Source organism: Parachlamydia sp. AcF125, assembly GCF_018342475.1.
Lineage (GTDB): Bacteria > Chlamydiota > Chlamydiia > Chlamydiales > Parachlamydiaceae > Parachlamydia.
The window spans coordinates 331,141-346,285 of the sequence record NZ_JAEMUD010000001.1 but is presented as its reverse complement, the minus strand read 5'-3'; the positions used below and the strand labels follow the sequence as shown (position 1 = coordinate 346,285).

Sequence of the window (15,145 nt, the reverse complement as noted above, 5' to 3'; positions counted from 1 at the left end):
GACACTGATCCAAGCAACAGGGACTTTTCTTGCGATTTTTCTCTTGGAAATACCCTATCTTAAACTCGGGCTGTCATTAAAAAAGTTGGGTAGGCTAAAGCTGAGAAGTAATAAAGAAAAAAATTGCATTAGAGAATAGTGCAAAATATCCTAGCGTTCTTTATGGAAAATAAAAAAAACAGCTATAAAAAAAGCACCCAGAAGGTGCTTCTCCTCTTTCGATCCATAGCTTTAATTTTATACGCCAAGAGTACTTGGTATCCTCGATGGCTTACATCCGCTCAACCGTTTGAACCCCTAAGATAGATAGCCCTTGTTTCATGGTCCTTGCAACGGCTTCACATATCTGTAAACGGGAATTTTGCTGAGGGGAGCCTTCTACGCGGCAGTCTCTAAAGAAGGCATTAAATTTCTCGGCTAAGCCGTAGAGGTATTCTGTTAATCGGTTCGGTAGCAGGTCCGAAGCGACCTGATTGAGGGCTTCTTCAAATTGGGCAAGATGAACAGCTAAGGCTATTTCAGAAGGATGCTCAAGGACAATAGGAGCTTTGATCTCTTCAATTTTAAGGGAAGGATCGATTTTACGCTTGATCCCGGCTACCCGTACGTAAGCATACATTAAAAATGCCGCTGTATTGCCTTCAAAGCGTAGCATTCTCTCGTAGCTAAAGGTATAGTCGCCCGTTCTGTGGCAGGCCAGATCCGCATATTTAATGGCAGCGATTCCCAACGTTTTTGCCAGGGCTTCTCTTTCTTCCTTTGCCATCTCTGGTGAGCGCTCTAAAAGCAACTGATCTGCATGCTTAACGGCGGCGAGCAGCAAATCGATTAAACGTTCCGTTTCGCCTGAGCGGGTGCGGAATTTTTTTCCATCGGGTCCTAAAACTAAACCAAAAGGGACGTGGTCGACGCGTGTTTTAGAACGGTCTAAGTAATGCGCTTTTTCCGCTGCTTGGAAGATCATTTGAAAATGGAGAGATTGTCCCGCATCTGTCACAATGATAATTCTATCAGCTTTTTCTTCTAGGGTTCGCTGGCGTATCGCAGCCATATCTGTCGTGTCGTAATTATAGCCCCCATCAGATTTTTGCACCATTAAAGGTAAGGCAGCTCCTTCACGATTTTGAAAGCCTTCCAGGAAGATACATTTGGCTCCGTCGGAGATTGTGACGAGCCCTTTAGCCTCTAGATCAGCTACAGTATCAGCTAACATCGGATTATAAAAAGATTCCCCTCGCTCAATAATTTTTACATCGAGCAGGTCGTAAATTTCTTGATAAGCTTTTCGGGAAATATCGCAGATGATCTCCCAAGCTTTAAGAGCAGCTGGATCTCCCCCTTGTAAGGCGACCACCTCAAGTTGAGCCTTTTTTTTAAATTCAGCGTTGTTGTCAAAACGTTCTTTAGATTTTTTATACCATTCAACCAGATGTTGCAGGTCTGTTTTTTCTGTTCCATCTAAGACATGGGGAGTTTCTTGCTTCATGTAAGCAATCAGCATTCCGAAGGCCGTTCCCCAATCTCCAATATGGTTTAAGCGTAAAACATCATGCCCGAGAAATTCAAACAAGCGGGCTAAGCAATCTCCAATGATGGTAGAACGGAGATGGCCGACGTGCAGCTCTTTAGCGGTATTGGGAGAGGAAAATTCGACAATAACTTTCTGTTTATGTATAGGCAGCTGGATATCTAGGTGAGAATGAGAAAGAATGCGGTGTAATTTTTGCGATAAATAAGCAGGATCAAGGGTGATATTGATAAAGCCTGGCCCTGCAATCTCCATTTTTTCAATTAGGCGTCTCGCACTGGTGTTGGGATCGACATGCTCTAGAATGCGTGTGGCAATATCCCTGGGTTTGGCTCCTAATATTTTGGCCAGTTTCATGGCCGAATTGCATTGATAATGTCCAAACTGCGCTTGCGTGCTTTGGGAGATTTCTAAGGGAAGAGGAACATGGGGATCCCAATCTGAAAAAGCAGAAAGGATAGCGGTTTCAAATTTTTCGGTTAAAAGGTGTAATAAGGTTGGCATACGGCTCAGGCTATTGTGTTATGAATGTTTTAGGGGGTTTCCCAGCTCTGGATAACAGTGCGTATATCTAGGGCTAGCTCTTTTGGGAGGGAGGGGTTGCTTAAAAGCTCTTTAAATCCCTTTTGTTGAGCAGGATCTTTAAGACCTTCACAGGCTAAAATAAGATAGGGGGCTAAGGATAGATTGGAGAGAATTCCTTTCTCCTGTAACATGCTTAAGCAGGTTTGTACAACTTCTTCGTCGTCTTTAAAAGAGACAAGCGCAATCGCTGCACGCTCCGTATCATGAGTTAAAGGACGCCCTTTAAGCACGCGCATTAAAAATTCTTTGGCGGGCTCGCCAATACTTTTTAAAGCTTTTAGGGTCATTTCCTCATCAAAAACATCCATTTCTCCAATCGATTCAAATAAAGAGATAATGGCACGTTTGTCGCCAATTAATCCTAAGCACTTGGTAGCTAAGGCAGGGGCAAGCCCGTATCCTGGAAACAGAGGATCGTGAAAATTTTCCGCGCGTAGCAAGTCGATGAGATAAGGAACGATCGCTTGCTTTTCCTCCACGACTGCTTGGATATCTTGCTCTTCTGATTCTCTTTCAGACAGAATTAAATCGGCAATTAAGCGTGGGATTTTGTTGACAGGGGAGTCAGCCCCGTACAAAGAACGTAGCTTTTTGTAAAGCTCTCTGGATTGTGCCACTTTCTCCATTTCAGGGCCTGTCAATAAAAGGGCAGCCAAATTTTGTTGCATCTGAGCCTCAAGAGTGGCTAAACGGTGGATGTCTTCTAAAGAAAAATCTGGGGAGATTCCTTTTCCCTCTTTTTCATAATAATCGATCATCGTCGGGAAGTGGCCGCCAAAGTGGCACTCTCGATGCATCAAAATTAAATGGTCAATGGCATTTGTTAAAGAGTGCCCTTCGTCGAATAAATCGTTTTGTGAATGATATGTCATACCTTTAACTATGAATGTGAATGGATTCTTGGGCTTTTTGAAGAACAACATTGGCATTATAGCTTGAACGGACGAAAGGGCCACAATACATGTAGGGGATCCCGATCGAAAGGCCAAATTGTTCGTATTGTTTAAATTGGTCAGGAGTTACAAAAGCTTTGACTCGCAGTTTTTGAGGATGGGGCTGAAGATACTGTCCGATGGTAATAATGGCACATCCTGCCTGTTGCAAGTCTTGAATAGTCGCTTGCACTTGTTCTTGAGTTTCTCCAAGCCCCACCATTAAACCGGATTTAATTAGGGTGTGAGAGTTGGTTAAATGCTTTTTCACATAGCTTAAAAATGAAAGTGTTCGATCGTAAGTGGCTTGATGCCTTACACGTGGGGTTAATTCTCGAACAGTTTCAATGTTATGATTAAAAATATCTGGTTTCGCAGCGAGTATGAGGTCCCAAGCGTAGGGGTTTCCAGAAAAATCAGAGGTCAGCACTTCGATAGTAGACATGGGATTTTGCTGTCGCACTTCTTTCACCACAGCCGCTAAGTGGGCTGCCCCCCCATCAGGCAAGTCGTCCCTCGCAACCATGGTGATGACCACATGTTTAAGGCCCAATTGTTTAACAGAGTCGGCAACCCGCTGAGGCTCATTTAAATCGATTGCTTGGGGAGTTTTTGAAAAATCGATGCTGCAAAAGCCACAGTTGCGTGTGCATTCTTTTCCTAAGATAAGAAAAGTCGCTGTTTTTTTTGACCAGCACTCGAGAAGATTGGGGCACTTAGCTTCTTCACAAACGGTATGCAGCCGATTTTCAGAAACAATTTTCCCCGTTTGGCGTAATTCAGCTCCTTTAGGAAGTTGACGGTGCAGCCAAGAGGGAAAGCGGCCAAGGCCAACCACACGCGAAGGGTCTGGAATTTCAGGATTGGCAGGCAAAACATTTAACTTGGAGGACTTAGGCTGAGAAAAGAGTTCAAATTTATCTGGCGTCATGAAGAAGTCCTGCTTTTTTCTTAGGAGGCAAATGCAACGGGGTTTCATTCGCTAGTAAGGCGGCTTCTAGCCAAGCTTCTGCAACGGTGGGGTGTGCATGAATGGTGTCAGCAACAGATTCAATCGTCAATTCATTTGCGATAGCCACACCCATTTCAGCAACTAACGTGGAGGCCTCGTGGCCGACCACTTGGGCGCCCAAAATTTGCCCTGTTTTTTTATCTGTCACCAGTTGGGCAAACCCTTCCGTTTGGATGGCTGCTTGCGCTTTGCCAAGGGCTCCAAAGGGAAAGGCGGACAATGTCGCAGCATAACCAGCTTCTAGGGCTTCTTCTAAGGACAAGCCCACCATTCCGATTTCAGGCTGGGTAAAAATGACCGAAGGAATAGCATTGTAATGCATAGTCGCCTTGACTCCAGAGGCGTTATTCCCCGCAACTAGTCCTTGGTGAGAGGCCACATGGGCTAACCACCATTTGGAAGCAATATCACCTACAGCGTAAATGCCCGCAATGTTTGTTTCCATGTGTTCATCGACTTTGATTAAACCATTCTCTTGCACATAGACGCCAGTTTTTTCTAGGCCTATTGCAGATGTATTCAACTGGCGGCCTACCGCCACAAGGGCAATGTCTGCCGCAATCGTTTTGTTGCCTGCAAGGCTAACATTAAGGCCAGCTTCAGTATAGTCAATCGATTGAACTTTGGCATTTGCTTCAATCGTAATGCCTTGCTTCTGAAAGGCTTTTGACAAAAAGCTAGAAACCGTTTCATTTTCCATGGGAAGAATGCGAGGCATCATTTCGACCAAAATCACCTCCACCCCAAGCGCAGCGTATAAAGAGGCAAATTCGCATCCAATCGTTCCCCCTCCAATGATCGCAATTTTTTTTGGCAAGGTGGTTAATTCCAATAAAGAGGTGGAATCATGCACTCGTTTGTAATCGAAGGGGAAAGCGGGAATTGAGCGGGGTTCTGAACCTGTGGCGATAATGGTTTTATCTGCGTAAATTTCTAGATTGTCTTGCCCTGTAATCTTGATGGTTCTTTCGGAGGTGAATTTTCCATACCCTCGCAAAAGGGTAATTTTATTGGAGGTAATCAATTCTTCCAGATTGTTGCGGACTTTTTCTACTACCGCGTCTTTCCTTTGAACCATTTTTGCATAGTCAAAAGAAATGGAGCCTACTGAAATTCCAAATTTCTCTGCTTCTTTAATTTTGCGCAATATTTCTGCATTGGCAATCAAAGCTTTAGAAGGTATGCAACCTCTATTTAAGCAAGTCCCTCCAAGTTGACGGGCCTCAATCAAGGCTACCTTCATCCCATTTTGGACAGCTTTTATTGCAGCCGGGTAGCCTCCAGGGCCTCCTCCAATAACTGCTACGTCAAATTTTTTTTGAGTATCAAACATACTCCCCTCGGCTTGCAGAATATTCAAAATATTAATAACTCGCTCATTTAAAACGAGGACATTTCTTTATGAGAAGATACACTAAAATGAATTCTTAATAAAGGGTTTACAGTTCATTTTCTTCCCTGAAATCTTCTGGGTTTTGGGTGGGGCGCTTTGTTAAGAGGTTCAATTTTAAACCAAAGTTGCCGCGGCAGCGCCATCCGATATAGAAATCACTGTGATAGTTAGAAAAGTAGCATAATCGCAAAGAAAGAAAGGGTTTCCCTCCATGAAGTCCTGCAAAAAAGCTCGTTCCTTCATCCGCAAATACTGTTGCGGCTTCTTCTGAATAATTTCCTATCGACATTCCTTTTTTCGTCAATTTTAAAAGCGTCCACTCACTATTTTTGCGCTGCGCAGAGCCTATCACATAAAAGCAAAAATTATGCAGGGGGTTCCTAAGCCCCCAGGAAATGGCTTTTGTTACTGAAATAGGTTGTTCAGGGTGATAATCAGCTGTTTTTTCTTCTCCGAAAATTCCATCGTCATCGTTGCCCAATAATGTCCAGGTGATCCAATGCCCTATATCATAGGCTTTAATTTGACTGCGGTGGCGAGGGATATAGCGATAAAGCCAATGGGATAAAGCAGCTTGTTTCTGCGGAGAAGGGGTTGCATCTTGAAGGGAGGATGTGGTATTTATAGTAGGACAAACGCAGGGAGAAGCTAGAAAACTGCTCGTTGGGATTTTATAAGGAGCACATCCTTCAAATAGCAAAAATAAAATGAACCAGAACCGCGTCATAGTCATAAGGTGCAGCTAATTTTCCTGTATAAAAATTTGCGGAAGCTTTGATAGCCAAAGCTTTTTAAATGATTACTTCACTATATCTAAGAAGAAAATATGAATGCAACAGACAAAAAACGACTCTGTTGGAACTGTGAAGCAAGGGTTCCTTTTTCTGAAGAAAACTGTTCTTACTGCGGAGTTTATCTCTCACCCATGGGATTGCCCGGTTTGACCACAGAAGATGAAATTCCAGCCCCTCTTTATAAGCCTGGAGAAGACGCTACGGTTCCCAAATCTCCTTACGAAGAGATTTTCGAAGAGCAAAGCGAAGAGCAAAAGGAGCCATCTATCATCCTTCAAAAGGTTCCTGAATTAATTTATGAACCCCTCAAAACAGTCGCTATTCCGATGGGGCTACTCTTAGGAGGTTCTGTTTTTTTTCTGTTTGGGATGATTCTATTTCTATTTGCCTCTGACAGCCTTTTTACTTTGCAATGGAATGGGGCTTATTGGTTTATGTATGTGCTGATTTCACTTCCGATGCTTTTTTTCGGTTGGAAAAGAATCCAAAGTATCGATCCCTAAGTAACCCTTGCCTGTTTGTTGAATTGAGGGCTTTAAAAAAGCTAATGTAGGGTGCAAAAATCTTGCTCCCTTTACCCCTCTATAAAACCCTTTCTTTTCCTTTTCTCCGTCTTTTTAAGGCCGGTTCATTTTCTTCTGAGGCCTCTTGTGAAAGTTGGGCTGTAGCAGCTCCTGGATAGCCCTCCCTTTCTTCTGAAACTGGGGGAGGAGCAAAAGGAATAGCGGATAATTTATGCATAAGCTTTGTGACAAATCCAAAAGACAGGGAATTTTGCGCTATAAATTTTAAAAAAGAGGCCCGATGGGAATTTTTTTCCAAGGCAACGTGAAAGTGAATAATACAATCCTCAAGCATTTCAGAGGCAATTATAAAACATAAATCACTGAAAATGATGTGAGCAGCCCGCTCGCCTAAAAATGTGCTTAATTGAAGGGCCTCATTTTTTGGAAATTCTGAAAATTTAATCTCTTCATAAAAATTTAAAATAATTTTATGAATATCTTCCCGAGTTTTTGCTAAATAGTTTTCTGCTACTGCCTCTAGCTTGCTTGCTATCGGTATGGAAGTTCCATATATAGCTAAACTTTCTGCCCTTTCTAGATATAAAGCTTTGTTTGAGACGGATTGCCTGAATCTTTTTAAGTTTTCTTTGAGCATAAAGGTAAAAAAAGCAGCAGAATTAAGAGTAAAACCAGCAATTTTTTCCGCTTTTTTTGGATGGGTTTCAAGTTCTCGACGGTATTGAGACCACTTTTTAAGGTTTTTAACAGTAAATTTATTTAATGCTTGGAAAGATTTTTTGGGGATTTGAACGGTGGGCATTTGCTCCAATAGGGCAATGGCTTGGTTCAAAGGGGCGACTGTAGAGGAAAAGGCTGCAGATGTTTCAATAAAATCAATGACCTCATCCCCTTTTCCAAAAAGCAACTTAGCAGCAAATATAGAAGGTTTAAAACTATTTTTAATGTGCTGTTGTGTTTTATTATGCGTTTTAATATCCAAAATTTTGGAAAAAGATTCAACAAATTGCAAGGTTACTTGAAGGCTTTCGTCAGGAGGAGGAGCTACAATCAGATCTTCTAGAAAATCAGGAAGGTTGAAAGGAAAGCATTCCAAATCATGGGATTCAGCAAAGGGCTGAAAAAAAGCATATCCAGCCTTAAGCTTGAAATCAAAACTTTGACGATCAGCAACATCAATCAGACCCTCGTAAAATTTTTTGATAGATGCAGGCTCCTGTAATCCTTGAAGATGTTCGAGTAAATCAGAAATCGATTGGATGGAATCTGTGACATTTATATGCTTAAAAATCGTTTTGAGAAAAAGCGGGTATGCGTGGATTTCGAATGCTCTTGCTAGTTTTAAGGCTAAACTAAGTCCTTGCGGCTTGATTTGCAATATTGATTTTATTAAAGCTTTTCGAAATAATTTTTTGTCCTCTGCTGCCATATTTTCTTCTTCATTTTGAAGAATGCATACAGCCGAAACCGCCTTATTCTGCTGCAAAAGCCCTATAATTTTTTTATTAAGCGCGACATCCCGACTACTAGCAGAACTCCCCTCTAAACCGGTAGGGGAAGGAGGAGATTTCTCTTTAAATTTCTCTTGGATGGATTGAACAAAATCAGGGCAAGAGCTTTCGTAAAAAAGTTTTAATCTGCCAGCAAAAGAAAAGAGATAACTGGAGGTATCAGGCTCAACAAATTGAAGAAAACCTTCCCGAAATTTTTGATGTTCTTGAGAAAGGGTTTTCTCATACCCTCTGGTTGTTTTTAATCTAAAAAGAAAGAAAGCTTCAAAAATTGAAGAAGACTTTTTATCGAACAAAAGATCGGGATTCCCTCCTTTTTCGGATAGCCACTCTGACAATTTAACTCGTAAAAGAATAAGTTTTTTAAATGCAGCAAAACACTCTGATAAGTTTGGTGAGAGATAAAAATTAGAAAGAAAGATGGTGTGAATAATATATGAAGTTGCATCAAGGGATTGAGCTGTGAGAGAGAAAATGCCAGGAGGGGTTGGGATGAGTGAATATTGAGATAAATGGTGATGATTTTCGATGTCATGGATACACTCATAAAAGAGTTTTACCAGCTCGATTAATTGAGTGGGGGAGATATTTTTGACAACTTCTTGAAAAGCGAGGGTAGCGACGACGCTTTCCTGAAGCATAAAATTTAAATTCTGCGGAGTTGTATTCGGATCGTCTGGGGGTAAATCCAAGATTATATCTGCATAGAATTGAGTATTTCGATGAAGTTTTTGCAGATTGACAGTTGTTTTGATCACTTCAAACAGACATTTAGCTTGTTGAACTGTGGTGATATATTTTGCGACGTCTAAAAGGGCATAAAAAGCAGCTGCATTTATTTCATTTGCAAAACCTTCCCTTTCTCTTCCTTCTCCAGGGGGCGGGTCATAAATTTCAGGTATGATCGTTTGTAAAGAAGAAATAACTTTAAAAAAATTGGGGCTTTCTTTTTCTGCGTCGAGCAAAACTTCGTATACTAAAGGAATAATTTCTCTATTGCTTTTTTCCCCATAAATGAACCAATCGAATATTTCGGTTATATTCAGTTCTTTAGGGTCGTTTAAAGTGTAAATAAATAAATGTAAGTGTTTTTTAGCTTCTTCAAAATTCCCTGTTTCACAAGACGTGCAGATCATTTTAAAGCAAATGAATTTTTGTATGTTTAAATCTAAATAGCCTTCTACTTTTTTTAGCTCTTCGTTCATGACCTCCCCTGGAATAGGGATAAGTTTAAAATATTTTCGTAAATGCATTTGCAAATCATCCAAACAGAAAAAACAAGCAAATTTGTAGAGCTTGAGTAAAAGTTCAAAAGAGAGGGTGTTAAATACGTCGTAGGATTTGAATAATAGTTTTTCGGATTCTTTATCCTCTGCTAATTTCATTTTTTGCTCAAAGTACGTACATATAAATAGAATAGTCTCGGCATCAAAGGGAATAGTTATTTTATCTACATAGGATCCTGTAGAAATATCGTAGCTGGCTTCATTAAGCGTTCCTATCCTTTTAAGAAGTTCAAGAGGAATGCTTAATTCTTGCTTATCGGAAGTTAAAACTTGGATTTTTACTTCCTTGTCAGAAAATGGACGATATTCAGAAAAAGAGCTTTGTAAAGCAGAAGGGTTTAAAGGCTGCATAATAAAATTCCTTAAAAAGGTTGAGGTATGCTATTAAACTAGAATAAAAAAGGCTCTTTAAAAACACTTTGTACAATTAGGGATTTAGATGCTAGACATAACTACTAAACCACAGTACTTTAAAGAAGATTTATTTGTGAGATCTCCTTGTAAAATTTATCTGGGAGAAAATCCTTTCCGAAAACTTATCCCGCACACTGAACCAACAAAAAAGCAAATGTTGGATTATCTAAAAAGAAAATATACTTACGTCGTTTGTTTATTGGAAACGCCGACTATCTATCAAATGTATAACCAACACGGGATTAAAGCTGAGCATTTTCCTATTCCGCGCTTAGAAGTTCCCGATGAAGACCCCTTGCGAGAATTGATTGATCGCATTTATCAAATGGCTTTATTAAATCCACAAGCTAAAATTCTCATTCACAGCGAAGAGGGAAAAGAAAGAGCTGTTACTGTGGCGGCTTGCGTTTATAAAACTTTTGCCAAGTGTAACAGAGAAAATGTGATCTCAGAGATCAATAGAATTTTCCCAGGCTTAAGAAGAGTAAAGAGACAGCAAGAATTTATCAAAAATTACCAGCCTATCAAAGCAGATGAAAATACGGCAAAAGAAGATATAGAGGATTTCGACTTGAAAAGAGGATATGAAAGAGATTGATCCCTGGTGTTAGGAAAGGTTTAATATTTAATTTTTTAGTGTATAGTGTGTAAAAAGATGATTTAATCTCTTTACATATTGTAAATGTTTGTATTAGTGTAGTTTCTTTCTAAAAAAATGTTCCTTTAGGAGGGGAGCGCTATGCAATTAAGCTGTACAAATTTACTGCCACATGAAACGTTTATATTTACAAGAAGCTCGATAAAAAAAGCCGATAATTCCGGCAAAAAAATTCGAGAAAAAATTGCCAAAGTATACTTATTTTTTAGGGAGCATTTTGGGTTAAATGCTGAGTTTAACCAGCCAAATATTTCAGTTGAGCCAGTGGGGAATTCCTTGTGGAGCTGTAAAATAAGTGGGGAGGGGAAACATTGCACATGGAATCTGAGGCAGGATTCTGTTAGGTTAGAAGAAATTGCACTTGCCTACTTAAGGGCAAGTTTGCCTTCTTCAAATTTAATAGGGGAGGTAGGAGCTTTAAGCCGAGCCATGCCTATTATTCTGGGAATTGTTTTTAAAAGAAGCTTAGGAGAACCAAATTGGCTAATTGGCGGCAATGATTTAAGCCAATCGATTGATATGCAATCTTCAAAAAGCGAACCGGCGACAATTCAAGGTAGCAGAGTTTTGAGCCATGCATTTTATCAAGTAGTCAAAAGATCGGGTGAAAAGCATTTGATGTGTATCTCTCAGTTATTTTGGAAAATTTTCTTAGAAGGGCTTAATGGAGGGGATTTTAAGACATTTGCCTGCCTTACCGTTACCTTTGCTCGTATGAACTATCCTGAAATTTCGCCGGCAGTTCTTCAGAGGAGCTGGCTAGAAGTGGGAGTTTTAAAGCCAATTCCCTCGCAAAAGCCAACTCCCTCGCATTAAATTAAATGGCTCACAACTAGTGAGCCATCTTAACTCTTGCCTAAGAGCTCAATTCCTCGAAAGACAATGATAAATCCTTTTTCCAGGCGATCAAGACCGAAGTGTTCATTGGGCGCATGGATTTGATCATCGGGGAGTCCTAATCCTAAAAGCAAAATTTCACTCTCACTTGCTTCGGCAAGCTTTGTCACGACAGGGATAGATCCCCCGCTGAAGATATATTGACAAGGTGCCTCAAAAACTTCTTCATAGGCTTTTGAGAAAGCTTTAAGAATTTTTGATTGCTGATTTGCTCTGACAGCATTTCCTCCCCCTTCGTGAAGATGCACGTGTACGCGAATCCCTTGGGGGGCATTTTCTTCAAAATAACGGGCCACAAGCTGACCGATTTTTTGAGGGTCTTGATTAGGCACTAAACGACAAGAAACTTTAGCATAAGCTTTAGCGGGAATCACAGTTTTAAAGCCTTCTCCACTATAGCCTCCGCAAATGCCATTAATCTCTATGGTAGGTCTTATCCACGCGCGTTCTAAAGGCGTAAAGGCCTTCTCTCCCCCTGTGGCTTCTGCCCCAAATAAGCGCTTGTATTCTTCTGCATGAAAATTCAAAGCAAGATCGGAACGCTCATTTGCTGATAGGCTCCCAACATCTTCGTAAAAATGGGGGACCTGAATTTTTCCATTTTCGTCGCGCAGTTTGGCGATCATTTCCGATAAGGCATGAAGGGGATTATAGGCGATTCCCCCGTGAGATCCAGAGTGTAAATCGAAAGAAGATCCGCTGACTTCTACATCCATGGTCACTATTCCCCGAATGCCTAATGTCACAGCAGGTTCTGTAGGGTGGTTGATCCCCATGTCCACAACCGCTAAATAATCTGCTTTTAATTCCTGTTTTTTTTGAGGAAGAATTTTGGCAAGGGAAATGCTCCCCATTTCTTCTTCTCCCTCAATACAGAGTTTAATATTGATAGGAAATTGTCCTTCTTTTTCCCACATGGCTTTTAAGGCTTGCAAGACGTAAAAACATTGTCCTTTGTTATCTTGGGCCCCTCTTGCGAAAATTTCTTGTCCCCGTTGTTCTGGTTCAAAAGGGGGGGACTCCCATAATTCAAGAGGGTCGATGGGTTGTACATCGTAATGATTGTAAATCAGGAGAGTTGGTTTTGACGGGCCGGCGTTTAAATTTGTAGCAAAAAGGATCGGATGTCCATCAGTTTTCCAAATCTCCGTTTGAAATCCTAGGGTTTGAATGTAATTTTTCAACCACTCCACGCATGCGTGCATAGAGTCCCGAAATTCAGGTTCTGAACTAATGCTTTGAAAGCGTAGAAAGGTAAAAAATTCGTCTAAGATGCGCGGTTTGTTTTCGCTAAAATAGTTTTTTAGGTTTGTAAGATGTTCTTGAACCATTTAAATGCCCTTTTTAGATATTTTAATCGTCTTCATTTTTCTTTCATATTCTTGCTGGAGTTGTTGAATGGCTTCTTGATTGATGGAGGGGTTTTGCAAAAGAAGATTTGTAAAGGAGAAGAGTTGTGTAAGAAACTGCTGCTTAAAATCTTTGGAAGGCATTTGTTGCCAAATTTGGGTCAGGAGGATAGAGCTGGCATAAACCTCTCCAGCCTTGTACAGTCGTTGGGAAGCAATCAGATTAATTTCTTCGACCGTCCTCCCCCTATCAAAAGATTCAAATGCCTCTTCCAAGGTTTTTTGTAGGATTGCCGAATGGCTTGTTAACCGGTAGTCATGTTGATATTTTCGCGCTAGATTATACCTAAGCGAAGCATTCCAGGAATGATTGAAAGAATGTGAGAGATGAGAGAAAGTTTGTTGGATTTTAGAAAATGGAGATAGATGAGGTAACCAAGGGGAAAGAAGCAGGCACGCCCCCACAAAAAGGGCCATAAAGTAAGCAAATAGAATCTTTTTCACTTTGCGGTTGTGGCTCTCAATAAGAGAGGGGAACTGAATCGTTTGGTGAAGAAAGTTTATTCTCTGTTGAATGCTGTAATGGTGCCAGCTAGGATGCTCATGTGTATGGCCGGTGGCTACGCCTAATTCATCTAAAGCTTTAATCATATGCTCGGGAGGAACCCCTAGAGCATAGACATGCAAATCTGCTTGTCTCTCAAATAAACGGGAAAAAAAACCAAATACATAACGAAGGTAAAGAATAAGAGAAGTTCCGTAGAAAAGAAAAAAAAGGAGGGGAACAATCAGCTGCCAATTGAGGTTGGGGTTCAAAAGGATTTCTAAGTTCAAGGTATTTTCAATCGTTTGAGCAAATAAAAGGGAAAGAATGCCTGTCAAAACCATGAAACCAAATAAAACAAAAGGGTAAATCAGCAAATGCTTGCGGTAGCTATGCCCAATTTCATGGGCAAGGATCGCTTCAATTGCCTCAGCAGAGAGCGTATGGAGCAGCTTTTTTGTAAATAAGACGTAGCGGAAAGGTGGGATTACACCAATGATTGCAGCGGTTAGTGATTGATTCATGACCGTCCATACTTTAAGCTTGGGGTGTTTAAAGCCTGCTCGTTCACAAATTTTTTGTAATTTTTGTTGAAAGGGAGAATCTTTTAGAGGTTGACATTGCCAAATCCATTGAATAAGGGGGGGGAAGAAAATTAGCAAAAGCATCATGAATCCCAAACTGAATCCGAATAGGATAAGCGTATCAGTCAAGGTGGACATTTCTTGGAGTTTGCTAAGATCGAAAAAAGGGTGGAATTGAAAAATGTCCGTTAAAACTGTTAATAAAAGAAAGGGAAGAGCAAAAGGCAAGATAAAACGCACCTGCGAAGAGGCATACGAATGGGCTTTTTCTTGTGGTGCAGCAAACCTTTTTGGTTTAGAGGCTGTATAGTGAAAGGTCCATATTCCAAAAAAGAATAAGGTAACGGAAAAGAGAGTTTGAAAGGTAGCCGAAAAATGGCAAGAAGATGAAAAGAAAATTTGATCCCCACCTAGAAAAAAATGGTAGAGGATTAAAAATGCCAGCAATTCTACATTCGCTAAACCTAGCATTAAACTTCTATTTTTTTGTAAACCCTTTCTAAACGAGATATTTTGCAAACAAATTAAGCCGATCAGCACAGCATAAAGACTCATGGAAATTAAAAAGGCTACTCCTGGATCGAGAGTGACAGTTTCTCCATGGGGAGAAAGGCTAATTGCTAATAAGACAAGGATGAGATAGAAAATACTCGAAAACACGTCAATTCCTCAATTTGCTAAAATATATTAGCTTAAGGGAATAAAGTGATTAAAATCACGGCGCATTTTCTTCAAATTTTAATCTTTTCTGGCGACTTTCCTTAAGTCGTTTCAAAAATGTCCGTTCTTTGCAAAATGGCAGCTCATCAGACGGATCAAGCAAAGCAATTTCCTGGATTTCAAAAGCTTGCTCTATTTCAGCGGGAAGATCCTTTGCAAGCTTTTTTTTTGAAAGGTCTTTCCCCTCGGCTGGTTGTAAGAGGGGGATCGAATCGATCTTAAAGGAACTGCTTTGAACAGGTAATTCTTTTTCTGCCACTTTCATAGGAACATGACGTTCGAAAGGCCCACTGAAGTAACCGATGATTGCAATGAAAGCCAGTAGGAGAGGAAATTGCCAATATTTGTAGAGGGCCATATACTTCCCAATTTTGTACTAAACCTAGAGATGATTAAAGCATAAGAAAATGTTAA

12 protein-coding genes are annotated in these 15,145 nt (G+C 40.5%); 3 read left to right on the top strand and 9 right to left on the bottom strand.

All coding sequences use genetic code 11. The annotated features are described in order from the left end of the window. Positions 1 to 271 precede the first annotated feature (271 nt). The 5 genes from argS to PARA125_RS01390 all read right to left on the bottom strand — a co-directional run bounded on the left by argS (position 272) and on the right by PARA125_RS01390 (position 6,183). Complete coding sequence (gene argS / locus PARA125_RS01410; RefSeq protein ID WP_213156945.1) at positions 272 to 2,032, bottom strand: arginine--tRNA ligase; 1,761 nt, start codon at positions 2,030 to 2,032, stop codon at positions 272 to 274. A 29-nt stretch (positions 2,033 to 2,061) separates the two neighbouring features. Beyond that, the gene (locus PARA125_RS01405) at positions 2,062 to 2,985 is read right to left on the bottom strand and encodes a hypothetical protein (protein ID WP_213156944.1); all 924 of its coding nucleotides are present in this window, start codon (positions 2,983 to 2,985) and stop codon (positions 2,062 to 2,064) included. A gap of 4 nt (positions 2,986 to 2,989) precedes the next feature. After that, positions 2,990 to 3,976: a lipoyl synthase gene (gene lipA, locus PARA125_RS01400; RefSeq protein WP_213156943.1), complete on the bottom strand. Its 987-nt coding sequence runs from the start codon at positions 3,974 to 3,976 to the stop codon at positions 2,990 to 2,992. Then, the gene (lpdA, locus tag PARA125_RS01395) at positions 3,963 to 5,390 is read right to left on the bottom strand and encodes a dihydrolipoyl dehydrogenase (protein ID WP_213156942.1); all 1,428 of its coding nucleotides are present in this window, start codon (positions 5,388 to 5,390) and stop codon (positions 3,963 to 3,965) included. Before lpdA ends, lipA begins: the two co-directional genes overlap by 14 nt. Before the next feature lie 106 nt (positions 5,391 to 5,496). Further along, on the bottom strand, positions 5,497 to 6,183 hold the full coding sequence (locus PARA125_RS01390; RefSeq protein ID WP_249274106.1) for a hypothetical protein: 687 nt from the start codon (positions 6,181 to 6,183) through the stop codon (positions 5,497 to 5,499). Between the two features lie 93 nt (positions 6,184 to 6,276). Here PARA125_RS01390 and PARA125_RS01385 point away from each other — a divergent pair, with 93 nt between their 5' ends. Next, entirely contained in the window at positions 6,277 to 6,747 is a 471-nt protein-coding gene (locus PARA125_RS01385) for a hypothetical protein (protein WP_213156941.1), read from the top strand. A gap of 79 nt (positions 6,748 to 6,826) precedes the next feature. On the opposite strand, the gene PARA125_RS01380 is transcribed toward PARA125_RS01385, so the two are convergent. After that, on the bottom strand, positions 6,827 to 9,916 hold the full coding sequence (locus PARA125_RS01380; RefSeq protein ID WP_213156940.1) for a hypothetical protein: 3,090 nt from the start codon (positions 9,914 to 9,916) through the stop codon (positions 6,827 to 6,829). 88 nt (positions 9,917 to 10,004) lie between these two features. On the opposite strand from PARA125_RS01380, the gene PARA125_RS01375 reads away from it, so the two are divergent. Next, positions 10,005 to 10,577 (top strand): protein-tyrosine phosphatase family protein, encoded by a 573-nt coding sequence (locus PARA125_RS01375; protein ID WP_213156939.1) that lies wholly within the window; start codon positions 10,005 to 10,007, stop codon positions 10,575 to 10,577. Positions 10,578 to 10,718: 141 nt separating this feature from the next. Continuing rightward, a complete protein-coding gene (locus tag PARA125_RS01370; RefSeq protein ID WP_213156938.1) occupies positions 10,719 to 11,453 on the top strand; it encodes a hypothetical protein in 735 nt (244 codons plus the stop codon). 29 nt (positions 11,454 to 11,482) lie between these two features. Here the strand turns inward: PARA125_RS01370 and PARA125_RS01365 are convergent, their stop codons facing one another. From PARA125_RS01365 to PARA125_RS01355, 3 genes are read right to left on the bottom strand one after another with little or no spacing between them, the layout of a single operon-like run. After that, positions 11,483 to 12,865 carry a dipeptidase gene (locus PARA125_RS01365; protein WP_213156937.1) on the bottom strand — a complete coding sequence of 461 codons (1,383 nt, stop codon included), beginning with the start codon at positions 12,863 to 12,865 and terminating at the stop codon, positions 11,483 to 11,485. Next, positions 12,866 to 14,671, bottom strand: coding sequence for a M48 family metallopeptidase (locus PARA125_RS01360; RefSeq protein WP_213156936.1), 1,806 nt, complete (start codon positions 14,669 to 14,671; stop codon positions 12,866 to 12,868). It abuts the gene before it with no gap. Positions 14,672 to 14,726: 55 nt separating this feature from the next. Beyond that, positions 14,727 to 15,089: a hypothetical protein gene (locus PARA125_RS01355; protein WP_213156935.1), complete on the bottom strand. Its 363-nt coding sequence runs from the start codon at positions 15,087 to 15,089 to the stop codon at positions 14,727 to 14,729. Positions 15,090 to 15,145: the final 56 nt, after the last annotated feature.